Source organism: Pontibacter actiniarum, from assembly GCF_003585765.1.
Lineage (GTDB): Bacteria > Bacteroidota > Bacteroidia > Cytophagales > Hymenobacteraceae > Pontibacter > Pontibacter actiniarum.
On sequence record NZ_CP021235.1, the window covers coordinates 2,696,421 to 2,721,134 of the forward strand.

Sequence of the window (24,714 nt, forward strand, 5' to 3'; positions counted from 1 at the left end):
AAGGCAGGTATCGGTGCAGCTATATGCATTCCGGTAACTTCACTGCTACCTGGTTAGACACATCTTTTACATTCCCTCTGCCTCTCCTGATTCAACTTTAACCAATGAAGAGCATAAATACAACTGTAGTGAAGCAGGCTTATCATACTAACCGATACAACAAGAAGCCTCGCCTTAACTCAATCAACCTCTTGTACCCAGCCGGTCACTAGAGCGGTGTTTGACTCAGCGAAGCAGTAATTTGCCTTTTCACTGTGGGAGATAGCGAAAAAGGTGAATACTGCCACACTTCTAATACAAAGGAAATAATAACAATTTGTGCTAGTATTGTACATTCATGTCTATTCTCCTGATAGGAAAACCGAAGCTATTGATGGCTTACAACAGAAACTATTCTGTTGTATACTCCCCCCTCTTGCAACTCTAAAAATGTCAGATTATCACAATATCACCTTCTTATAATTCATCTATATTTGAATCTAATAACCAAGGTAGCCTCCCTGTAAACGTTAGCTGTAAGGCTATCATACAGATAAGCCTTAAACATATTCTTCAGTTACAGTTACTATGTATGAAATGGACTACAATAATTTTTCTGTTTGTATGGAAATCCATTTCAAGCGCTAAGTACTCCATGAAGAAGGAACGCTACCGTTAATTCAAAGACACTAACTTCAGAAAAGAAAAATGAAACTTATGACACCGCGGCTAACTGTGCTGTTTCATTTTATGCTTCACTATAGCAAAGAAGCATTGTACTTCCCATAACTAGTCACTTTTCCAATTTAATACCACACTATGAAAAAATTTAAAAAGATCCTGCTTATCGATGATGATCCTGTTTCCTCATTTTTAAATAAGTGTTTAATTCATAAACTCGGGATCTGCCAGGCTATAGAAAGTGCGACAACTGAGCAGGAAGGTATAAAGTGGATTTATTCAAACTGTGAGGCCCGTCATAAGGGAAAAGAAGATCTCGAGCAAGTACTTATTTTTACTGACCTGACTATTACAATCATGAATGGCTTCAAGCTTTCGAATACTATTGTAGAATTAGAGCAAAGACAAGTTATTTACGCCCCCAGGCTTTACTATTTGACATCAACAGAATCAATGGAGGAAACACGCATCTGCGTGAAAGACTCTTTTAACGGTTACCTTCCCAAACATCTTACAGAAGAGGATATATCTCTCATGCTTTATGAGGAAAATTAAGTCTCTTCTCGAGTACTCAAAGTTCCCATAACCGCTGTCCATACCCACAAGCCTTTATCCTCCCGTATGTGCCCTCCGCCTGCGGTTGCAACTGTGCATTTTACTTGCTTGCGAGCAGTACATTGAGAACTATACGACTAACAGCAGGGGAAGTGTTTTTAGTCACGGAGTCCAAATCAGCCTGACAGGTTATAGGGAAATAACAAGCTTTGAGAGTCCCTTTGTGACGCATAAATAGAGTACTTATTTCACTAGGAGAACTAACTAACTAACTAACTAACGCTACAGCAGTATGTAGAGTTGAAGAAGAAACTGGCAACAAGGCAGAACTGCGTGTAAAGACCATTCGCTTTAGAGACCTAGCGTCGTATAACTTGTGTACGACCTCATAATCAAATTTAAACCCGCGTTCTGGGTCAATACATAGCTCACCGGTAAAAGCATGGTGAGTGCCTGGTAACAAGAGGGTGGTTATGGAGCTTTTTAACTCTCTACATAGTTAAAAAGCTCCAATGTTCTTCTGGTGTACTGATAAACGAGTATAACTTTCTAGTGCAGAGGAAGGATATTAGCAATTGATCATAGCTTTTGTTGGAGCAACTCCTTTTGTCTTTTTAAAACCTTTACTAAAAGCCGCCAAATCAGTAAAGTTTAAAAGTGATGCAATCTCTACCCAGCTTAGTCCCTGCTTTTTCAGCTCAATACTCTTTTCGATACGCTTCTTGAACAGGTAATTGTATGGGCTGTCGCCAAAACATTGCTTAAAAAGTCTATAAAAACGAAACTCAGACATGCAACAACTCTCCGCGACCTCCTTTATGCCCGCCTGGCAAAACACACTATCGTCCAGGACCTCTTTTCCAATAAGCAACCGACGAAATACCTCTTTACGAGTTGATAACTTTGCTGTCTTTACTTTATAATATGACTTAATTACACCTACATTTCCTTGCACAATGTAATCGATGAGCTCATATATAAGCTCCATAGCAGGTCGCTCAATCGAATGTGAAGCAGAGGAGGTAATGATGTTATCTAAAAAACACCTCAAAGAATCTGATACCGCCACTTCTCTCAAGAAAAGCTCCGGAGTAAGCAAATAGCGGCTAACCTCCTCATAATTGTCCAGTTCATTGGGCTGAAGCAACTGAAGTAACATATCGTTGACCAGCGCCTCGTCCATGTCAATACACACACTCCAGGTAGAGGTGTTTTTGATAGCAACATCCAAAGAAGACACTGAATTGTTGACAAGAAGGTACTTGTCCCTCGATACGCTGTACTTCTTGCCTTGCACGCAATAATGCTCTTGCCCTACAGCTGCATACTTTAGCCCAAGCCCGCGAGGCTGCACCTCATCTTCCAAGGAGGTAAAAAAAGAGCTCATTATCCGATTGGCACTTACTTTTGGCTTGAAATTATAATAATTTTTATCGTCCACATGCACCACTTCACATGCGTGACTGTAGGACACACCTACTGGCAATTTCGCCCTTCTCTCCATCAGTTCTATAATTATAATACAATACTTACTCAAATATACACATTTAAAGAAGGGCTCAAACAGCATGGCAACATGAAAATTAAAATAAGCAGGATTTTACAAGTTACACAGCAAGCGGACTGGACTGGCTGTGTTTTTCGCAGCACCGTGATAGGCGAAATAGAGAAATACAAAGATGAGTAGTCAGTAAATCTCTGAGGTACTTCTTATGCAGCGTTTAGAAAAATAGCGCCTGATTTTAATATGCTGTAGAAGCTAACTTTATGTTAAACTTGTCTTTTTCAGGTGGTATCAGCATCCACCCCCCCGGCCCTTTGCCCATTGAACTGGCATCATACACGCCTGAAATCAGAAAGCGGTGCAAGTTAATTCCTGCACCGCTTTGCTAGCACTATTGCTTGACAGACTACCAAACTCCCTGCTTCCTGTCGTAGGCCGCAGAAAAGCTACCCCGATTAATAGCCAGGATTCTGCACTAGGTTAGGATTTGCCTGAACGTCCACCTGTGGAATTGGAAGGATCGTTTTATTTGAGCCATAAGGTTGAACAGTGTACATACTGGAGGCCGGTATGTCTTTCTTGTTTCTCAACCTGTCAAAAATACCGTGTCCCTCAAAAGCAAGCTCTATTCTTCTTTCCAGCAAAATAGTTTCGATCAACTCCTCCCGGGAGGCAAAATCAGGAACTGAAAACTCAGAAGCCTGTGCCCGCCTGCGTAGTTGGTTAATTAACTCGATGGCCTCAGGGTTAACCGCGGAAGACTGCCTCGCCAAAGCCTCCGCCTTGGACAGTATCACTTCCGGGTAGCGGACAACAGGAATCCAGTTGGTCGCATCGGTGAATTTTAGGGTCCACACTTTCCCAAGTTTCCCCGTTGTTAACGTGGATTTGCGCAAATCGCTGTCTGCTAGTGTAGCAATTGCATGATATGGGCTGATGGATATATCTCCACGATTTTCGGGCGAATAATGGTTACCGATGGAGCTGTTTGTATTGGGGTTATCGGCTGCATTGTGTGCCACAGAGAAAATAGACTCCTTTGTCAAATAGTCTCTGAACGCAGTAATGGGCGCTGCATTTAGCTGATAGCCAAGCGCAGTAACCTTATCTGCGTACTCTATTACCTTAGTGTTTTCCCCTTTGTAAAGGTAGAGCCTCATCAAGAGGGCCTGTGCAGCACCCCGGGTGGCACGAGCCACGTTTGAAAAGTTAGTACCCTGTGTTATTGGCAAATTCAGCTCTCCAAACAGCAAGTCTTTCTCAATTTGAGCATAAACCTCTGCCACGGTGCTTCTTGAAAGTTGCGCCTCTGGAGCAAAAGCGCTTGATGCATCAAACGCTTTAAGCGCTACCGGAATACCAAGATGGGAAGCATCTGACGTAAAGTTATAAGGCTGTGCAAACAGGTTGATCAAATACCAGTGATTCAGTGCCCGTACGAATTTGGCTTCTGCTTCGTATTGATTAGCAAGAGCCACTGTTGCTACTTTGGAGCGGTTTTCCTCTAGTGCCTGCAGAAACAGGTTGGCAGTATAGATGGCCCTGTATCCTCCTGTCCAAGCAGCCATTACGGTTCCGTCGTTCGACAGCGTGTTAAAAAGCCCAACACCGCCAAAGTAACTAGCTGGGTCGGTGTCCCCACCACGGATATCGGCGTAGACAAGGGCGCGCCCACCCAAAAAGCTTGGATTCTGATTATCATCGTATATGCCGATAACTGCTTTCTCAATGCGTTCAGGAGAAGAGAAGACAGCATCAGGAGACAAACTTTCGATGGGTTCCTTTTCGATAACATCACATGATACTGTAGAAAACACCATTGTTCCGAACAGCAGTGATGCGACAATATTATTTCTAAACATTTTGTTCATTATTGTTTGGTTAAATTTTATAAACCTACACTTACACCTACAGTAAAGCTGCGCGACTGCGGCACCGACCGGTTATCTACCCCGTAGGCAATGTTTACGTCCCTGTTGGTATTCACCTCTGGGTCAGCCCCCGTGTATTTCGTAAGTACAAACACGTTCTGTATCTGCCCGTATACTCTAAGGTTGTTTAGACCGATTCTGTTGATCACACTGGATGGTACATTATAGCCCAGGCTTAGTTGACGCAATCGCAGGAAATCGCCGTCTTCCAACCAGCGTGTCGACGTACGAGTGGAGATATTATCTTGCAAGTACAGCTTAGGCACGTTGGTTACATCTCCTGGCTTCTGCCATCTGTCTTTGATCTCCGCTATGTTGTTGTTCAGGTAGTTCGTCATCAACCCTTGCCTTGTCTGGTTTAAGATTTTGTTGCCTCCACTGTATTGGAAGAAAATTCCTAAGTCGAATCCTTTGTAGGTAAAGGTATTGTCAAAACCGCCGAACCACTTCGGGTAAGGGTTACCCGCATACACCGCATCGTTTGCTGTAATGTCTGATGTTTCCGAGCCATCCATGAGGTAGTATTTCTGAGTAGCAGGATTGTACTGCTTTTTTGTACCGTCTTTGGCTAAAAACATCGAGTTGCCGTTCTCAGGGTTCACTCCTGCCCAACGAATCAGCTTAAACTCCCCAATCGCCTGTCCGACAGCAGCTTCGCTGGATCCGCTAACAACCGGAACATCATTGAAGAGGCTGGTGATTTTGTTCTTAATTTTGGAGAAGTTGAAGTTGGAGGTCCACACAAAACCATTTTTCTGGATGTTGGTCGTCGTCAGGGAAAGTTCAACACCCTTGTTGTACATGGAGCCAATATTGGTGGTAACAGAGGCTCCTGGGATACCGGTAGTCCTTAAAACAGGAGCGTCAAGTACCAGATCGGTGACATCAGTGTGGAAGTAGTCAAAGGTAAGCCCTATCCTATCCTGCAGGAGGGCCATATCCAAACCTATGTCTAACTTCGTAGAAGACTCCCATCTGAGGTTTCTGTTTCCTACCTGTGTCGGGCTGAAGCCGTTTAGCTCCGCGTATTGTCCTCCGCCAAACAAGGTTCTGGAAGCAAAATCAGCAATGTTAGAGTTACCTACGATACCGTAACTCGCCCGGAGCTTTAGGTCATTTAGGAAGTCAAACTGATCCATGAAGTGCTCCTCAGATATTCTCCAACCAATCGAACCTGCCGGGAAATAACCCCGCTTGTTCTCCAGGCCAAAGCCGGAGAAGGCATCTGCACGGACTGCTGCCTCAGCATAGTACTTGTTGCCGAAGTCATAGGATAGACGGCCAAAATAAGAATCAAAGCCATTGTGCGTTCTTCTTCCGTCTGGCGCAAACTGGCTCACAAACGTCCCCGTCACAATGTCTTTGAAAAACGGATCGGCAAAATCCCCGGCATAGGTACCTATAGAGTGCTGCTCTACTTCCTGGAACTCGAAACCTGCGGTAGCTGAAACATTATGCTGGTCAGCAAGAAGCACATGATAGCTGGCATAGTTCGACCAGTTCCACTGGTTACGGCGAACGTTGTTTGTCTGCACTAGACCGTTGTATCTAGCCTTCCAACCCAAACCTTGGATATTGGGATCGCTATACTGATCTTCGAAATTGTCTATGTAGTCAATTCCGTACTTGGAGGTAAGCTTCAGATTCTTCACAGGCTCCACCTCAATGTAGGCATTCCCCAGCATGCGCTGCGACACGTTCTGGTTACGCTGCAGCTCCAACGTTCCCACCGGGTGGTAAAACTTGTTGAGATAGTACAGGTCCGATCGGTTCACTCCATCCCCTAAGTAGCCTTGCTCATTCAGGTAATAGAACCCGTCTTTCCCGTAGACAGGCAGGTTAGGCGCCGCATTGTAGCCCGATAGGGTAATACCTGCCAAGTAACTGTTGGAAAGCACCCCGTTATTGACCGTTTTGGTATAATTGGTGCTGATACCAGCTTTTAGCCACTCCTTTGGCGTGATGTCAAAGTTCAGGCGGGCAGATCCTCTTTGTAGGCTGTTTGCCTTTACAAATCCGTTTTGATCAGCATAGGAAACCGAACCGTAATAGGTCGCCTTTTCACTCCCTCCTGAAATTGAAAGCTGATGGTTCTGCATCACACCCTTCCTGAATATTTCATCCAGCCAATTGGTTCTGTCCGGTATACCGTCCTCGTTGATGTCCACATTGCCGGCAATAGGGTTCTTCCCCGCGTTTGCTGCTTTTTCATTTGTAATGGCAATAAAGTCGTCTCCATTCAACAAAGCAGGTGTACTTGCTGCTTCGTTATAACCTGTATAAAAGTCATACGTCACCTTTGCCGTTCCATTTTTCCCTCTCTTTGTGGTCACAAGCACGACCCCATTGGCAGCACGGGAGCCGTAAAGCGCTGCAGCAGCGGCATCTTTCAGCACCTCGATTGACTCGATATCGTTCGGGTTCAAGTCTGCTAGGGGGTTGTAACGGGTACCGTTACCACCGTTAAACGTGTTCAGGTTACTGACCTGTGCCATCGGCACACCATCAATGACGAAAAGAGGCTGTGAGCTGTTTGAAATAGACCCCACTCCACGGATTCTCACAGTAACACCGTCAGCCATCAATCCTGATGTGTTGGTAATCTGCACACCTGCCGCACGTCCTGACAACGCCTGGTCGAAGCTCTGTACCGGCTGATTCTCAATCTTTGCCGCAGCAATACTAGTGATCGAACCGGTTACATCTTTCACATCCTGCACCCCGTAGCCGACAACAACCACCTCCGAAAGCTTTTTGCTGTCCTCTGCTAAGCTGACATTAACCGAGGACTTACCTGCAGTACTTATCTCTTGGGTGACATAGCCTAAAAATGAAAAAATGAGGGTCGCATTCTCGTTCGGCAGACTTAAGGAATAGCTTCCGTCAGTGCCGGTGAACGTTCCAAGGGTAGTCCCCTTTACAATAACATTCACGCCAGGTAAGGCTTGTCCATTACCCGCATCGGTTACCCGTCCAGAGAATGTTCGACCTTGAGCCCACGACTGACACACTAGCGTCAGTACCAGGGCCAAGCTTAAGAGTAATTTGTGTTTCATAAAACTAGGTTAGAACAGTTAAAAAATTGGTTATCAAGAGGCGTTTACACGTAATATATAGCAGTCTATGAGGCTGTTGTATGTAAAAGATGAGGAAAAAGGGTCTATATTCAGTGCTGATGCTTCTATCATTAGAAAGAGCAGTTTTGCAGAAATGGTGTATGAACGCTGGAAGAAAATTAATCACCTGCTTCCAGATATCTTACGCCGCAGGTCCGGGATTTTCTCCAGTGTATCATTCTACACTGGAGGTGATGCACGTCTCTGTTAAGCTTGCAGAGCCTATTCGCCCTAACCTTGCCTCCACAAAGGAACTGGTCTTTACAGTAAAAGAATTGTAAATTCCTGCCTTTTCACCAGCAGGAATAAAATTTGTGTGCTGCCTGGTTTAACGAAAAAGCATCAGCTCCAGAACCTTAGTTGTTGGAACACAATTCGGCAGGATATTACAAGAACAGGCAATGAGAATGGTGTAATTTTGCAGCAGCGGCTACAGAAACACGAGTACAGGAACGACGCATCCGGGAATGTTTCACCCGCCACACAAAAGAAGAAACAATATAAACAACCCATATAGCTTGCATGCACGGCAAGGATGCCTTCAGGCATCACACATGGTCTGGAAAACAAAGTCGTGGAGGGTCCCGCCCTGATGTGGCTGATTTGTTTAAGGTGAGATGTAAACATTGAATCCCTCTGCGGCTTTTCTAGACTTACAATCTGTCTTGTCGAAATTAGTCTTCTACTGCTCACGATAAGGGTAAGATCAAGTTTACTCTCTTTCCTGATCATAGCTGTAAAAGCGAACCCCTTCCTTGGTTCCCCTGTCTTTTAAACTCCTCTAACCAAGCCATCACACCTAGACCTCCTATCTGATGCAGCGCAACAGTACTTGTTGAAGTAAATAACCCATGTATTGGAGAAGCTAGCGGTTTGCGGCCCCTCCTGCACTTATAGTCCCCTGGTCTAAAACTTTTTACTTGTAAACAGGCAACTGATTCCTACCAGCGTTGCTATCGGCGTCAGAAGATCTCCTGTCAGTTTATCTGAAACTTAAAAAGCATCATTTACACCCTTCCTCTCTTGCCTTAGCCCTGAAGAACAGGCGCCGCGCGTTTGAACAACTGAAGCACAGGAAACCTGGAGTATGTTTTCCGGCAAGACTCATTCTACCTAAAAAGGCTGCCTTTGCTGGCAGCCTTTTCCATTGACAGTTACACCATCCCTTGGTTAATTGTAACCAGGAGTCTGCTGACTCCTGATGTTCATATTGGCTATAATCTCCCCTTGAGGTACTGGCCAAGCCCATGCCCTGGAATCTGGTTCTAAGGTGCACTGCGAGGCACTACCACAGTCTGTTCTGCTTATGATGCGCGTGGTACGTTTCAAGTCAAACCACTGATGCCCTTCTGCAAACAGCTCCTTTTGACGTTCGACAGCGATTGCATCGATCAAATCCTGCCCAGAAAGTGCTACAGGTGCATAATTGTTGATTCTGGCAGTCCGCAGGGTATTCAAGTCCTCTAAGCCTAGTGATTCTCTCCCCGCTTGCATCGCCCTGGCCTCTGCCCGTATCAGGTACATCTCTCCGGTTCTGAACACCTTCCAGTTTACCAGGTTATCCTTCGCCGTGCCCCGGCCCATGTGTTTGTTAACAATTCTTCTCTCAGTACCTGCCCTTTCTGCGGAGCCGAAATAAGCGTCAAACCTGATGTCATTGGCCTTGTCATACATCGCCTCCAACGTTGCAGAGGGTCGGTACCCGTTTCTGTTGTTGGCGGCATAGTAAAGGCTGTTTGACGGGCTGCCCTGCCCTGCACTGTAGGCTACAGACCATATTACCTCACTGGCAGACGCATCTTTCCATATTTCAGGAAAATCTGCTTTTGAAGCCAGTGGGTACGCATGTATCACCGCGGTAGCATAAGCCTCTGCTTCCTCATAGTTTCTGGCATACAGGCTTACACGGGCAAGCATAGCTTTTACTGCCAGCTGATCTATGTAAGACTTGTTAGATCCTATATTTATTGCCTTGTCAACGTCACCCAAAAGTATTTCCGCTTCTTTCAGGTCAGCCAAAATTTTATCGTATGATTCCTTTACAGAAAGTCTTGATGGCATTTCCTCTTGATTTGTTGTCGTCTTGTACGGAATACCGAGTGCTGTTGAATTTCGCTCGTAGCTTACACCCCAGTACCTCAGTAGGTCAAAATGTACAAGTCCTCTGATTGCTAGCGCCTGCCCACGCAACAGGTTAACGCGCTTTTCATCTGCTGTCTTAAACTGCTCAATGTTATTGCTTAATACCTGATTAGCTTGGTTAATGATATAATAAGCCGCTTGCCAGGTAAGGGCAATATCGCTGTCATCGGCCACATACACCCAGTCTGTCTGGGTGATGTAGTTGCCCAGCTCTTCGTTCGTTTCCACAAGGTTCGTTCCCATCATATCTGGTAAGACGGAAAACGCGCCTGTTGTAGCAGATCCATTACCGTAGTAGCCCGTCTGACGGAACAGCGCGTAGGCTCCTGTCAGAGCATATTCGAACTCGTTCAAATTTTTGAAAACAGTGACTTTTTCCTTCTCATACACAGGCTCTACATCAATGATATCGTCGCAACTTGTAGCCAAAACAAGAGATAAGCCCAGGCCTAAGCCAATTAAAAACCGAGTTATATGTAGATTCATTTTTATAAGTTTAGAGTTTAAAATCCGATGTTTAGGCCAAAGGTTACTGTGCGCAGGGCCGGATACTGTGCGCCGGATAAAATACCTGTGGAAACTTCCGGGTCGAAACCTGCAAAACCTGTCCAGGTCTTTAGGTTCTGTCCCTGTGCAAACACTTTGATACTTTCCACGTGCATCCTGCCAGTAAGGCTTTTCGGAAGTGCATAGGAAACGTTCACGTTGCGCAATCGAAGAAAATCACCGGACTCTACCATCCTGGTCGTAGCATCGTTGTACCAGGTGGCATCCCAACGTGGTATTTGGGTAATATCACCCGGCTTCCTCCACTCTGTCAGCATAGACGTTGCCAAGTTATCGTACAGATACTGTGGGTTTTCAATGTTGGCGCGGTCGTTATTGTAGACCTTGTTTCCTCTCACAAAGCTGAAAAAGGCGCTTAACTCGAACCCTTTGTAATTGACAGAGGTTCCAAACCCACCGAAGAGCGGGGCTTCAACGGACCCTACAACAACACGATCATTAGGATTGTACACACTGGTTACCTCCCCCTCTTTGGTGTAAAACTGTGGATCTCCGGTAGTTGGGTTCACGCCTGCATAGCGTACCAGATAAAGCGAGTTCATAGGTTCACCCACACGATTTATGTAGATGCCGTTTTCAATCTCGCTGTCATTCCCGACTAGCTTGGTAATCTCATTTTTATTGTAGGTAAGGCTTATGGTGGCGCTCCAGGTAAAGTCTTTTAATTGCAACAGGTCTCCTTCCAAAGACATTTCAACCCCTCTGTTGCGCAACTCTCCAACGTTGGTCACTAAGGACGAATAACCCGATGTTCTGGAAAGCTGACGATTCAGGAACAGGTCAGAAGTCAGGGCGTTGTAGAACTCCCCTGTTACCCTCAGTCTTCCTTGGAGCGTGGCTAACTCGAAACCGGCGTTCAGCGTAGTTCTTCTTTCCCATTGCAACATCGGGTTTGCCAGTTGGGTCTGCAGCAGACCACTTACACCATTGTAGACGGCACGCGCAAACAATTCTCTGGAGGCGAAATCTGTTTCCAGCGCCTGGTTGCCCGCAGAGCCATAGCTTGCTTTCAGCTTAAGCTCATTGAGTACGTTATCGCGTAAACCGGCCATGAAACCTTCATCCGTGACAATCCAACTTAGACCGACTGAGCCAAAATTGGCATAACGACGGTCAGAACCAAACCTGGACGAGCCGTCTCTGCGTGCTCCAAGGTTCAAGAAATACCGTTCCTTAAAACCATATTGCACATCTGCAAAGTAGGAAACCAAGGCGTTTACAGATCCACTGCCATTTACAGCCGGAATATAGCCATTGTCGGCAGTACCAGGTGTGACTCCGGCCTCATTATCGAACGCGCCGCCAAGGCCGTAGCCAGTAAAGCCAAAGTTGTTGCCTTTGTAACGTACCACCTCATTGAAAAGAGCAACACCCAACCTGTGGTCGATGCCAAAGGTTTTGGTGTAAGCGGCTGACGTGGTTCCGGTATAGCGGAATGCCTTGGCGTAGGTTCTGGTTAGACTACCCGAGCGCCCTGTCTGGGCACGCCCTGTCGCAGTAGAGGGATCAATGAAGTTATTCACTTCATTGGCAGTAAAGTCGCCTCCCCAGCTTGTTTTGAGCGTTAACCCTTCCCAAAAAGGCACGGCATAGCTTACATAGGCGTTACCCACACCTTTCAGTTGCTGCCTTAAATATTGGTTTTCAAGAAGCTCCTGCAGTGCATTAGGTTGCCCAGACATGATCTCGGTATAGTTTCCCTGTTCATCATAGGGCGTCTCATAAGGGTTTGTCCACCTGATGGCATTCAGAGGTGTTGTCACTACAGAGTTATTTTCTATTGTGTTGGTAAACTCTGAATACCCCAGGGTAGCATTCAGTCCAAAGCTAAAGTCCCCTGCCCTGCTGTCGATATTTGCCCGGCCTGTGTAACGCTGTAAGCCTGTGTTTTCAACTGTGCCTGTCTGGTCAAAAACAGATCCTGACAAATAATACACCGTATGATCGTTTCCGCCTGAAGCGCTTAACGTGTGGTTAACGGTTTTACCGGTTCTGAAAAACACATCCTCCCAATCTGTGTTAACTTTCCTGAGCTTGCTGAGGTCTTCTTCCGTCCATCCGTAAGGATTTCCATTCGCAAGCTCATAGTCTAACTTCTGGTTCGTGTCCATTACCTCCAGCCTGTTTTCAGGAGCTTTCGAATAACCGTACTGTACGTTGTAATTGATGCGTGTTTTACCTGCTACTCCCCGTTTCGTGGTAATAACAATGACACCGTTAGCTCCCCTCGAACCGTATAAGGAAGTTGCGGCCGCATCCTTTAACACATTAAAAGTAGAAAAGTCTGCCGGGTTTAGCGTAGAGAAGTCATCTGCCATTATTTGCACGCCGTCTACAATGTATAGCGGAGAGTTGGTTCCCACAATAGAACCCTTCCCCCTGATCGTAACAGCTGCAGGTGCACCTGGCTGGCCGGATTGCGCCTGAATGAGCACACCTGGCGCTTTTCCCTGTAGTGCCTGGTCAAAAGACGCTAGTGGAACCTGGCTGACTTCCTCTGCATTTACGGTGGCAATGGAGCCTGACACTTCACGCTTGTTCTGTGTTGTGTATCCCGTAACAACTACTTCGGCTAATTGCTTGGCATCGGTCTGTAAGGCCACGTCTATCACCTTTTTTGCACCTACGACTATCTCCTGTTCCACCATGCCTACAAACTTAAAAATAAGGGTGGCATCCGCATGATTGGCAGGCACATCGATCGAGTAGGTGCCGTCCACCCCTGTACTTGTTCCGGTGGGTGTACCCTTCAGGACCACCGCAACGCCTGGTAAGGCCTGGCCATCTTCCTGGTCCGTGACCTTTCCTGAGACCGTTCTACTTTGGGCCAAGGCATGCTGCGCCATAAAGAGCCCAACAGTAAAAACTAACAGTAATATTTTTTTCATTTTGTACGTATTTAACGGATAGTTCAAATTAATCAATATTGTATAGTTACATGATTTACAAGCCATTGCATATCAACAACAACTATTCGGGCTTGGACAGCCAGTCATAGATTTATCTATAGCAGGTGAATGCATCCTTCGCAAAAGGCTGCTGGTGAGCCGGTACCGTACAAGCTGCTTGTTACGTTCAAATAAAGGCAATTGCCCCAGAAAACAGATTGCAATATCCTGCCTATTTCACCCAAGCCAGCAGGTGACCTTTTGACTGCCAGAAAAGCACCGCGCTACACTTTATGTTCTGTATAGGGATGAATGAGATGCTACTAGTGTTTTGAACAAGGTGGGTTCGACTGCATCATCAATTTGATGCCTCAAAGGCACTTTTGCCTTTCTTGTAAAATCATGAGTGAACAATGCTGAGGCAACGAAGGGTAGGCTAACGATAGCTAACCATGTTTCAGCGTACTGAATAGGGGCTATTATACCGTTGAACGGGGCCGCAGCTGGAGAAAGGACACAATATCATCTATTCAATCAGCAGTGCATCCAAAAAACAAGCATACATCAAATATGAATGGGAAAAGACAGGATAAGTTAGGAAGATGAAACCCAAGTACCGCTGTAGTGAGGCTGAGGTAATAATCAGTTACAACAATCTATTTACTTTATGAGATCAGCTTGTTCACTACAGCGGTACTTGGGTTTCTATTCTCCTTCCACTCCCTTAGTTTGTGTTTGTTTAGTCTTAACTATCTTTGGAATTTGCGTCTGCAAGAACGCAGGCGTTGGCGGGATTTTAGTTGTACCATACTGCCTATTTCACAGCTTTTATAAAAAGTGGAGACAGTGTTTCCATGACTAAGTGTACAGCGCTAGTTCATCCCCTGCTCGCTAGCACTATTGGAGCTATAGACAAACCCGCCCTACCTAGCATCTGTCACTCCTCTCTGGCAAATGTATGTAGATGTCGCTTACTGTCTACTCAACAGTTTAAGCGGAAAGGCAAAAGGCAAAACGTTTGGTTACTCACAGTATGCCCTAGGCCAACCATATAAGTGTCACCATGCAGGGTTCCAGTAATGTTAGCCTGGTTTTTAACATTCCCAAGTGCATGACGGATCACAAGAATTCTTCTTATAATTATAGATAAAAATAAGTTTATTATCTATAAAAAGCGCCTGTATGTATAATCAATTTTCAGATATGCTCAATTTGAATGACTTTTACTCAAGCACGTCTTTGGATAATTTAGTATATGCGTGCAGTTATCATAGCTGTTCAAAGACATCAATTGTAAGACCGACGTAAGAACGGTGTCGCATTTTACTCGCCCTGTACTTTTCTGCATGCTAACGGCAGTATCTGCTCCCAGATAAAAGCGATGCCTATACGCTGATACAGCAGTGTTTTAAAAGCTACCTATGGAGATAGAGGGTAGGTGTAGTGAAAACAAATAGTTGAGGAGGGAGTCCTACTTGGTCCTAAAGACATAAACATTTAAGGCTTAATTTGATCAACTCTCCCAAACTTTCGTGCTGAAAGCACGCATTTTGTGTAGCCTGATTAGTTTTCATCTGATACATTGATTAATAGCATGCTAGAGTCTTATTCATCGAAAAGGAGAGCTTTAAGCTACAGTGGCCACTGTGAAATTCTGCACGTGAGCAATAACAACTGCGACATACTTAAGGATATCAAGAGTAAGAACTGTATCATGAGCACACTTTCCTCCTCCCTAGAAGCAGAGATACGCCCTAAAGGCCTTGGATTAAAATTCACCATCAATGGTTTAGAAACCTATTGGCTTCATAAGAAGCCATTTGGGATCTCTAACGGGAAATACCTTCTGGTAAATGAGTCCGTGCCTGCTATGGATGTTGTCATCAAGAACACTTCTACTTTAGGTGTGTGCGTAGATGTTGATGTTCAGCTAGTGAATGACCTGTTACACCAGCTCTTTTCCCCAAATGATTTAGAGAACTACAACAACCTTAGCAGGTATCTGCTGTCCCCAGAGCTATTTGTAAGAGAAGCTGTGGCAGGGGAGCCGCTGAAAACACTCTTAAATCAGTTTGCTGCTATTTCGGTTTCAAAAAATTTTTCGAGGCCTGGTCTAGAACTTATTTATGAACTCATAACACTGCTCATACAAGATAATTTAAGCTTCATTACCCCATACTACAGGTTACAGGCTACAAAGCTGTCAACACGCAAAGAGCTGTACAGAAGAGTCTTGTTAGGCAAGGAAGCCCTTGACGATAGTATCTATTCTCAATTGAGCATAACAGAGGTTGCAGATATCAGTTGTTTGTCAGAATTTCGATTTTACCGACTCTTTAAGCAGTGCTTTGGCGTTAGCCCTTACCACTATTTGATTAAGAGGAGAATTGGCAGCAGCATTGAGCTTAAAAAACAGGGCCTAACATGGAACGAAATTGCTCATATACTCAACTTTAGCGACTTGGCAGCCTTTAGCAATTGCTTCAAGAAAATTAAGGGCGTCCCTCCGTCAAAGTTTACTCCTTAACCATTTCAGACTTAGCTAACACGTTTTTCTCCTAAGTAGGGACGAGGTTCCTACTTAGGAGAAAAACGTGTTAGGCCGTACAGTTTCTGAAAGTTTCTTGAGCACCCATATATAGTTTCTTTTTAGCCGCCTGTTAGCGCGGTCTAAGGATAGGGTCGCCCAATACTAGTATAGGGTCGTTACATTCTATTAACGGAAAAGAGCAGGATAGTACAAGCCATCTTATCCAGAGATTTGTAAGTTTATGAACCGGTAAAGACAGATATGTTCGATAGCTGTAGGACAGGCAGATTGAAGGGCAGTAAACAACTTGAAGCGCTGTAGGACAGATCCGGATACAGTAGATGTCTCCCCCTGGTGATAATGCGCAGTGCTTCCAAGTATTAACTTGCCTATGGATATCTAGATCAAGACAGGCAACGAACATCTGCTAAAAGAACCTAGTGACAACAATATGCTGGACATAACTACTACTACTACTACTACTACTACTACTACTACTACTACTACTACTACTACTACTACTACTACTACTACCGCTATAAGTCCACATCATCCTTGTTCTGCAGGACGAACAAATGTAAGGAGCCGCTTCGGTGTCGAACAGCGGCTCCTCACTTTAATAAAGCGTTGCCTGCTTCACAGAAGCAATTGTGAGGCACAAGTAGTTCTGTGAAGCTTTTTCGGCCGTTTAAGCTCCATTATGCGCATTCTTTAGATACAACTATGAAACTAACCTATTTCAAGAGCCTTCTAGCTGCAGCATCCCTTGCTTCTGATTTTGCCTGCACATCTTTTTCGCAGGAAGAAGCGCCGGTACAGCAAATGAATGATTTGGCTGAGGCCTATGTAAAAACCCTGCTGAAGCTGGGGCAATACGACAGCGATATGGTAGACGCGTACTATAGCATACTTACCGGATCGGGCGCCTGAACCTGACAAGCAATGAAGTGGCAGAGCTGTACCTGAAGGGCAGAATAAGCCGTGAGGAGGCAGTGGACCTGTTGGTAAAGTACAGCTTCTCAGAAAAAGACAAGGCCTTGTAGCGGACTCGTTTGATGGACCGGTACAGAAGCTACGTGATCAATTACAACTTGGGACAAGACTTTGTCAGAAAACATGTAGAGGCAAAAACTAAAGATGAAAAAGCGACTGCAAAACCATGGGAAGTGTTTTATGAGCTACTGTCTAATCCTTACAGTGCTTCTATGCTGCAACAGTAATGAGAGAATCGCAAAAAGCAGCAAGAAGATTGCTTGCAACCAACCCGCTTATTATTCAATCATACCACCCATTCATCCAATATGAAATCACTTTGTTCTCTTTTACTCCTGCTAGGTATAATTTTCACTCCTCATGCTGAAGCACAGGAGTTAAAGCGCCGAGCTTTTCTGGGGCTTTATACCGCTCCACTCCCCGATTCACTGGCAACAGTGCATAGGCTGGAGAATGGAGTGCTTGTAACAGCTGTTGCGCCTGGTTCGACTGCCAGTGCTTTAGGAATCGATAAACATGATATTGTACTCTCGATCAATAAAAAACAACTAAGTACACCAGGCGACGTAACAGCGCTCAATAAGACGCTTTACCCTGACCAGGTGATAACAGCACAGCTTCTGCGTGACGGCAAAAGGAAAAATTTAAAAGCCAAAACAGTAGGCAGGCCTGTGAATAAGCCTGACCACGCAAGCATCACGTACGGCCAGGTGCCGTTCAGAGAGGGGCAGTTAAGGACCATCACCTACACCCCTGCAAATGTGACCAAAAGCCCTGCCATCCTCTTTATTCCCGGCTTTCCGTGCCGTTCTATTGATGATTACGGCAACACTCCCTATGAGCAGCTTATCGAAGGCTGGAACGACCTTGGCTATGTGGTTATGCTTGTAGAAAAACCAGGCCTGGGCGACAATGAAAACACCCAGGACTGTATGCAGATTGACCTCTACACAGAGATAGAGGCTTTCGAACAGGGCCTATTGGAACTGAAGCGCCTCCCAGAGGTAGACCCTGAGAACATCTTTATTTTCGGCCACTCTATGGGGGGGATTGTTGCGCCTGTTATCAGTCAGAAGCATAGCTTGAAAGGCGTTATGGTATACGGTAGCCCGTACCGCCCCTGGTTCGAGTTTGCTGCAGAGATGTTCCGCTTTCAAAAGCCGCTAACAGGCACAGATTATGTAGCCAGTGAGGAAACGCTGCGACAGCTGCATCATGTACTTTATCGCTATTTCGTTCTGAGGCAGCACCCAAGCGCCATTGCCGCTGCCGACCCTGCCTATGCAAAAATCTTACAAGAGGAGTTCCAGTACCATGGCGGAGATGAATTTTGGTCACGAGACTACCGTTATTGGCAGCAGATTGACGAAATAAACCTGACCAAAGCCTGGGCCGAAACAGATGAGCATGTACTTTCTATATGGGGCGAATATGATTTCCAGGTAGTTAACGCAGAAGACCACAAACGAATTGCCGAGATAGTAAACCACTATCACCCTGGTCATGCCACCTTTCTAACCATGCCAAAAACGAATCACTCCTTTATCAGAGTGCCAGGTATGGCCGAGGGCGTAGAACAAATGAACAAGCGTGACCTGGAGTATAACAGGACCCACTTCAACACAAAACTTGTACAAGATACAGACGCCTGGATGAAAAAAGTGATGACCAGTAAACGGGAATAAGGGCTACCGCTCAAGAAACTTTCCAACCCGGAACCGCTCTCTCCTAGTGTGTCAGCTTCTGGCTGGAAAGTTTAGCATGCACAGCGGAAAACAACCTCTGCAGCTCCAGGAAACAAAAGGCAGGCACCGCCTTTAACACCCAAACACCTAAAAATAAAGTTATGAAAAAGAGTATCTCCAGCATTATGACATGCCTGTTCATTTGTTTCACCTCCGTAACCTTAGGCGCGGGGGCCAGTCCAAAGAAAGAGCAGGAACTTAATGCCTTCCTTCAGGCCTATGTGGATGCGACCAATTCACACGACTTCGCCAATGTACAGCCCCTCTTGAAGTCCGAGGCGGTATACTGGTTCAATAAGAATGAAAGCGAAGGCATTGATGCCCTCAAAGTTAACTTTGAGGGCACATGGAATTACCTGCCTGACGAAGTCTACGGCATTGAAAATATTAGATGGCTTTCTGTTGAGAAGAAGAGTGCCACCTGCATTTACGAGTATACCTACCGGGGTACACATGATGGAAAACCAATCCAAGGCAGAGGACGCGGGACCAGCGTGCTGGTGAAGCAGAATCGTAAATGGCGTATTGCACATGAGCATCTCTCTGTACCTCAGTAAGCAAGGCATAACACAATCAGACCCGCAGCAGTCGTACATCTGCCCATCAGGCAATATCTCTTCCTGTAACCAATTAAAAATCAATAGAATCACTTGTATGAGAAAAATTACGCTATCCCTGGGGCTATTTGCGCTGCAGGCCTTTCAACAACCTGCTACGGCTGGCAGAACACCGCTCCTAACCTACCAGGTAAACCTGAATGACCGGACCGACGACCACTTTAAAGTAACCCTGGATGTAAAAGGGCTCAAGCCAGAGCATAATATGTACCAGTTTGCAGCGACTGCCCCGGGAACTTACCAGACGATGGATATGGGTCGCTTTGTCCGCAACTTTAAAGCTTATGACAAAAGAGGCCGAGAGCTGCAGGTAAAACAGGTAAGCACGAACCAGTGGCAACTTAGCACCCCTGCCAAAGTACGCAGGATCACTTACCAGATTGCCGAGACCTGGGATACACCTGTTGAGAAAAACAGAATATACGCCATGTGCGGCACATCCCTGGAGAAAGATCATGCGCTGATTAACGGACAAGGAGTATTTGGCTACCTGCAAGGTCTGCAGGCAGCACCCATACGCATTAAACTGCAGTACCCACACGAGTGGCAGGTGGGCACTGCTCTAACCAAGGATAAGGAAGGCTACTATGTTGCTGCCAGTTTTGACCACATAGTTGATTCTCCTATACTGGCCGGTACGCTAACCAAAGCTGAAACTAAGTTCAGAGATACCACCATAGACATCTACACGTACTCCAAGACAGGTTTAATCAAGTCGCAGGACCTCCTAAACAATATGACAGACATGCTGGAAGCAGCCAACACTTTTGTGGTTGATTTTCCTGTGGACCGCTACACGTTCCTCTATCATTTCGAAAACGAAACCTGGGGTGCCTGGGAGCACTCCTACTCTTCAGAGTATATTTACAAAGAAGCACCGCTTACACCTACCTATGCCAACCAGTTGACGGATGTGGCAGCCCATGAATTCTTCCACATCATTACCCCACTTAACATTCACAGTGAACTGATCGAGCAGTTTAACTTTGTTACTCCTACCCCTTCACAGCATTTGTGGCTCTATGAGGGGACCACGGAATGGGCCTCTGACATGATGCGGTTAAGAGGGAAAATGATTGACCTGCCAGCCTACCTGGAGGATATGACGGAGAAACTCATTTTCGATGACCGCATGGACAAGAACTACAGCCTGCATAAACTGAGTCTTACGTCCTATACACCGGAAGGCCAGAAGCAGTATGGTAATATTTACCACCGCGGGGCCGTCGTGGCAGCCCTTTTGGATATCCGGCTTCTAGAGCTGTCGGAGGGGAGGCGAGGCCTCCGGGAAGTAGTCAATGAGCTCTCAAAGGACTACGGTCCCAAGAAGGCGTTTTCAGAGGCTGAGTTCTTCAGCGTGTTTGCCTCCAAAACATATCCTGAGATCGAAGACTTCTTTAACCGTTATGTGAAAGGAGCTGAGGCCTTACCTCTTAGCGATTACTTCAATAAACTGGGTATCGTCTATCATGAATCAGCCAAAACAGGAGCAATGAAGCCTTATGTCGGCTATGGATTCGCCGTAGCAGACGAAAATATAGTTTTTGCTAAAGTAGATGAGAAGCTGCAGGAAATGGGTTTACAGAACGGTGATGTCCTGGTGGCGTTCAACGGCATAAACATAACATTTGAAAACGCACAACAAGAGGTTAAGAAGCTATCCGCAGCAAAAAAAGGCGATATTAACACCTACACAGTTCTTCGCAACGGTAATAAGCTGGAAGTAAAGACTACCGTTCTGGAAAAGGAAGAGGAGGTGAGACACCAATTTAAGATAAACGAAGCTGCAACCCCAAAGCAGTTGGCTCTCCGAAACCGCTGGATGACTAATCTATAATAGTAGTCGTAGACTTTCTAGTCTTACCGCCCTCCAAAGTTTACCTCTGGAGGATTTTTCATTTTCTTCAATGTTAATCGTTGTACTTGTAACTGACACTACAGCTAATCTTTGTAAGAGAAGGCTTGCAGGTTCATTTTTCTTTCGCAACCCCTCCATGGTTTGTTGAGAGGGGATTACGAAAGAAAAATATGAAGTGGGGAAACTAGGTAAACTACTGTTCAATGCCAGAGAATGTCAGTCTACATCCTAACTGTTACAGCTTAACCTACGCCGAGACACTTAACATCCGCTTCAACATACCCTGCATGGCTGATTTAAAGGCATCTTCTTTAGCAATGATGCAAGGGCTACTCTCATTTTGCCTGTTAATTGTCTTCGCTCTGGAAGCGTATACACGTCCAAGTTGCCTCTATAGCAGGTTCTCCGTCTAGGTAAGCAACACCGGATTGTTTCAGGATACGCTCACTCACCCTGAGGTGGCGGATTACCATTTTTATCTCAGCGCCGTGGGGAACAACTTTGTGAAAAACTGCAGACTCAATTGCTGCTAGGCCAAATAGCCCTTGTATGGTACTGAACTTTTTGATGCCTGCTCCACCACATTGTGCCATAGCCTCAATCAGAATAGTGCCCGGTACAAAATCCAGATTTGGGAAGGTGGTCCTCAGCGTTAGGTTAGCTTTGTCGAATGTAATAGTGCCAATGGTTTCTACCTCGTTACTAAGAAGAATAGTATCGACAAATAGGAACGGTTCGCGGTGTGGCAATAAATTCTGAACATCTTTCATAGTTGTGTGTATGGGGTTAGATTTATGGCTTTAGCTAACAGGCTGTTGCAAGCCAATGCGACAGATTAAGATAGCTAGAAATATTTTTAAAAACTCTCTCAGACCACTTTTTTATCTAGCTCTCCAAAGATTTCTACTCCCTGAAAGTCACGCACGGCGTAGCCAAATAGGATATTGTTCTTGCTGTTATCTCATGGTGTGTCATCTACAAATTAGGAGTCTGCAGGTTGTCGTCCGCTGTCACTTCCTTCGTATGGACGGGCTTGCCATTGCCAGTTCTGCGCCAGCAGCCTCAGTTCCTCCAGGAAATGGTTCAAAATTCGGTTGCGGTCCTTAATATTTGATAGTTACTGTAATAGAAAATAAGCTCCAAGGCATTGTAAAGAATCTGCTACTTCTTTTTGAAAAGCAGGCGACACTTATGACCATCATCCTGTTCCTTATCCTTACGCACAGGTCTGCACTCAATGTTTCTGGTGCAGGCTTTGCCCACTCGGTGCTTCTAATCTAATATGTACCCGGGCTTACCCAAATTTCCATCAAAGATCTTATCACATCCACACAACTTTTTACGAATCTGCCCTGATTTGTTGGTAAGCTCATCAACCTGAACTTCTGGAAGCACCTTTTAAGTTGAATTACTTATTGAGCGAACTTTCCTTTTTAACCCAAGTTGCGAGCTACTGGATGACTTGTGTTAAGGTATAGGTGAAGAGGATGAGCTTTAGTATGAAATCTTCAGCTGTAACAGCATGTAGTATCTTGGGGAAAACCCTGTAGTGCTGCTGAAAATAGTTTTGAGGCGCTTTCGGTAGTATTCCTTAAAAGGCCATGCGTGGCTCGTCCTTCTGCTTGCTGTTAGACTTGCGGCAGCCTCGTAGCTGAACCTGGTCGCATTCCCTGGGCAGGTCCTCAATCTAATAGCAGGTGTAGGGACATCAGCGTAAAGCTGGCTGGATCGGGGAAGGTTCAAGGAATGGATTGGAAAGCAGTGATATCGACAAAGGAGCTGGCATGAATGTAAAACTGGACCGACACCCCATCCGAGGTGGTGGTGACCTGGATGAAGAAGCCGTGGAATTTACGCCACCACCCCATGCACTATCTCACAAATTAAGTTAATTAGTTAACATACTTAGAGGCTGTTTTGATTTAATTGAATAGAAAAGTAGGTGCCGGTTGTTGGGTAAGAAAAGTTTGCAGACTTATGGCTTACCCAAGTGATTTAACCGACACCCAATGGCAATGTATAGAAAAGATACTGGAAGATGAAATGCTCGGCAGGAAGCGCATCTGGCCTCTTCGCAGCATCCTCAACGCCATCTTCTATGTGAGCAAAGGGGGCATCCAGTGGCGCATGATGCCTGCAGAGCTTCCACCCTGGCAAACAGTCTACTACCATTACCGCAAATGGCGGCACAATGGTTTCTGGGAGTTGCTCCACGAGAGCCTCCACAAGAAAGTGAGGAGCAGGCACGGCAAAGAACATTCCCCGAGTGTAGGCATCCTGGACTCACAGAGCGTGAAAACCGTGCAGCAGGGCGGGCAAAGGGGCTATGACGCGGCCAAGCGGATAAAAGGGCTCTGGGCGGCACCTGGTGGTGGACACGCTGGGGCTGATGATCATGGTGATTGTGCACCGGGCCGACATCAGCGAGCGGCGGGGAGGCAGCTATCTGCTCCTGCGGCTCGCCTCCAGGGTAGCCGACTTCGGCAGGCTCCGTGTCTTCTTCGCCGACCAGGGTTACGGCGGGCAAAGGATGCGGGACTGGGTCAGGAGCACCTTCAGGGAACTGGGCTGGAGACTTCAGATAGTGGACAGGATTCACAAGAAGGCTTTTGTGGCCTTGCCCAAACGCTGGATTGTGGAGCGTACCTTCGGCTGGTTTAACCTCTACCGAAGGCTTTCCAAAGACTATGAATGCAGCACCAAGTCAGCCGAGACCATGATACAGATTACCATGATACACATCATGCTTAAAAAATTATCTAAATGAAATCAAAACAGCCTCTTAGAGCATGCTTAAATTTATAACCTTCTGATTTTTAGTTAATCCGGTTAATAATGAGCTGACAATTCTGCCATAATACCCATGCTTCTGCGCTTTTGGTGGTCTTTTCATGGTCTTTGTCGAGCCTTCGGGAGAAATTGAACAGGCCAAAGGTCCTCTCGCTGACCCACCGCCACTTGACAGGCACAAAGCCCTCCGAGCCAGGAGGCTTGGAGGATATCTCCAGTTCCACCCCCAACAGGTTCTCCGAGACCCAGTCCAGGAACACCTTCTCATAGGCCGCGTCTGCCAGTATCTTCTCCATGCGGTGCAGGTAACCCCGCAGCGGGTCCACCACCCGCTCGGCCACGGCCCCGTCAGCATTGTTTGCTGCGTGCACCACCACACCCCACACCAGGCCCAGCGTATCAGTTATCACGTGGCGCTTGCGGCCGTTTATCTTCTTGTTGCCGTCCACGCCCGTCTCCGCACTGACGAAAGGAGCCACCTTTACTGACTGGCTGTCAATGCTTAGCAGGCTGAGCGAGGCTTCTTTGCCGACCCTTCCCCGCTCCAGCTGGTTGAGCGAGAAGTTCAGCCTTTCCAGTGTGCCGTCCGCTTTCCACCTGCTGAAGTAGTAGTACACCAACTGCCACTTGGGAAAGAGCTCCGTGGGCAGGTTGCGCCACTGATTGCCAAGGCGAAGGCACCAGAAGATGGCGTCGGCAATAACCCTGAGCGAGTGTTTGCGATTCCGATGGATGGGAAGTGATTCCTTCACAATATCCCATTGCGAGTCAGTGAGTCTCTGATACTGAGATTGCATAAGCTTTTGAGTTTGGTCACT

The 24,714-nt window shown here is 46.1% G+C and carries 14 protein-coding genes and 2 pseudogenes; 8 read left to right on the plus strand and 8 right to left on the minus strand.

Going from position 1 to position 24,714, the window contains the following annotated elements:
- The first annotated feature begins 798 nt into the window (after nt 1-798).
- Nucleotides 799-1,215, plus strand: a complete 417-nt coding sequence (locus CA264_RS11635; RefSeq protein ID WP_025607332.1) for a response regulator — start codon at nt 799-801, stop codon at nt 1,213-1,215.
- A 568-nt stretch (nt 1,216-1,783) separates the two neighbouring features.
- Here CA264_RS11635 and CA264_RS11640 read toward each other — a convergent pair.
- From CA264_RS11640 to CA264_RS11665, 5 genes are all read right to left on the minus strand, one after another.
- Entirely contained in the window at nt 1,784-2,719 is a 936-nt protein-coding gene (locus CA264_RS11640; protein WP_169728057.1) for a helix-turn-helix domain-containing protein, read from the minus strand.
- A gap of 455 nt (nt 2,720-3,174) precedes the next feature.
- On the minus strand, nt 3,175-4,590 hold the full coding sequence (locus tag CA264_RS11645; RefSeq protein ID WP_025607336.1) for a RagB/SusD family nutrient uptake outer membrane protein: 1,416 nt from the start codon (nt 4,588-4,590) through the stop codon (nt 3,175-3,177).
- Nucleotides 4,591-4,607: 17 nt separating this feature from the next.
- Nucleotides 4,608-7,706 carry a SusC/RagA family TonB-linked outer membrane protein gene (locus tag CA264_RS11650; protein ID WP_036776091.1) on the minus strand — a complete coding sequence of 1,033 codons (3,099 nt, stop codon included), beginning with the start codon at nt 7,704-7,706 and terminating at the stop codon, nt 4,608-4,610.
- 1,230 nt (nt 7,707-8,936) lie between these two features.
- Nucleotides 8,937-10,394 (minus strand): RagB/SusD family nutrient uptake outer membrane protein, encoded by a 1,458-nt coding sequence (locus CA264_RS11660; RefSeq protein ID WP_025607340.1) that lies wholly within the window; start codon nt 10,392-10,394, stop codon nt 8,937-8,939.
- A 17-nt stretch (nt 10,395-10,411) separates the two neighbouring features.
- Nucleotides 10,412-13,363: a SusC/RagA family TonB-linked outer membrane protein gene (locus CA264_RS11665; protein WP_025607342.1), complete on the minus strand. Its 2,952-nt coding sequence runs from the start codon at nt 13,361-13,363 to the stop codon at nt 10,412-10,414.
- 1,714 nt (nt 13,364-15,077) lie between these two features.
- Between CA264_RS11665 and CA264_RS11670 the strand changes: the two genes are divergently transcribed.
- The 5 genes from CA264_RS11670 (at nt 15,078) to CA264_RS11695 (ending at nt 21,085) form a co-directional block, all read left to right on the plus strand.
- Nucleotides 15,078-15,890, plus strand: a complete 813-nt coding sequence (locus CA264_RS11670) for a helix-turn-helix domain-containing protein (RefSeq protein WP_169728058.1) — start codon at nt 15,078-15,080, stop codon at nt 15,888-15,890.
- 726 nt (nt 15,891-16,616) lie between these two features.
- Nucleotides 16,617-16,823: a hypothetical protein gene (locus tag CA264_RS11680; RefSeq protein ID WP_025607345.1), complete on the plus strand. Its 207-nt coding sequence runs from the start codon at nt 16,617-16,619 to the stop codon at nt 16,821-16,823.
- Nucleotides 16,824-17,194: 371 nt separating this feature from the next.
- Nucleotides 17,195-18,571: an alpha/beta fold hydrolase gene (locus tag CA264_RS11685; RefSeq protein WP_084196212.1), complete on the plus strand. Its 1,377-nt coding sequence runs from the start codon at nt 17,195-17,197 to the stop codon at nt 18,569-18,571.
- Nucleotides 18,572-18,732: 161 nt separating this feature from the next.
- Nucleotides 18,733-19,188 carry a YybH family protein gene (locus CA264_RS11690; RefSeq protein ID WP_025607348.1) on the plus strand — a complete coding sequence of 152 codons (456 nt, stop codon included), beginning with the start codon at nt 18,733-18,735 and terminating at the stop codon, nt 19,186-19,188.
- Between the two features lie 97 nt (nt 19,189-19,285).
- On the plus strand, nt 19,286-21,085 hold the full coding sequence (locus CA264_RS11695) for a M61 family metallopeptidase (protein ID WP_025607349.1): 1,800 nt from the start codon (nt 19,286-19,288) through the stop codon (nt 21,083-21,085).
- Nucleotides 21,086-21,453: 368 nt separating this feature from the next.
- Here CA264_RS11695 and CA264_RS11700 read toward each other — a convergent pair whose 3' ends face one another.
- Entirely contained in the window at nt 21,454-21,876 is a 423-nt protein-coding gene (locus CA264_RS11700; RefSeq protein WP_025607351.1) for a hotdog family protein, read from the minus strand.
- Nucleotides 21,877-22,556: 680 nt separating this feature from the next.
- Nucleotides 22,557-22,962 (minus strand): annotated as a pseudogene (locus tag CA264_RS22510) (transposase family protein); the annotation flags it as partial.
- 121 nt (nt 22,963-23,083) lie between these two features.
- Between CA264_RS22510 and CA264_RS22515 the strand changes: the two are divergent.
- Together CA264_RS22515 and CA264_RS22115 are read left to right on the plus strand one after the other, a co-directional pair.
- Nucleotides 23,084-23,308: pseudogene (locus CA264_RS22515) on the plus strand (transposase); the annotation flags it as partial.
- A gap of 163 nt (nt 23,309-23,471) precedes the next feature.
- Complete coding sequence (locus CA264_RS22115; protein ID WP_335682971.1) at nt 23,472-23,873, plus strand: transposase; 402 nt, start codon at nt 23,472-23,474, stop codon at nt 23,871-23,873.
- A 49-nt stretch (nt 23,874-23,922) separates the two neighbouring features.
- Here CA264_RS22115 and CA264_RS11710 read toward each other — a convergent pair whose 3' ends face one another.
- The gene (locus CA264_RS11710; RefSeq protein ID WP_025607353.1) at nt 23,923-24,693 is read right to left on the minus strand and encodes an IS5 family transposase; all 771 of its coding nucleotides are present in this window, start codon (nt 24,691-24,693) and stop codon (nt 23,923-23,925) included.
- Nucleotides 24,694-24,714 lie beyond the last annotated feature (21 nt).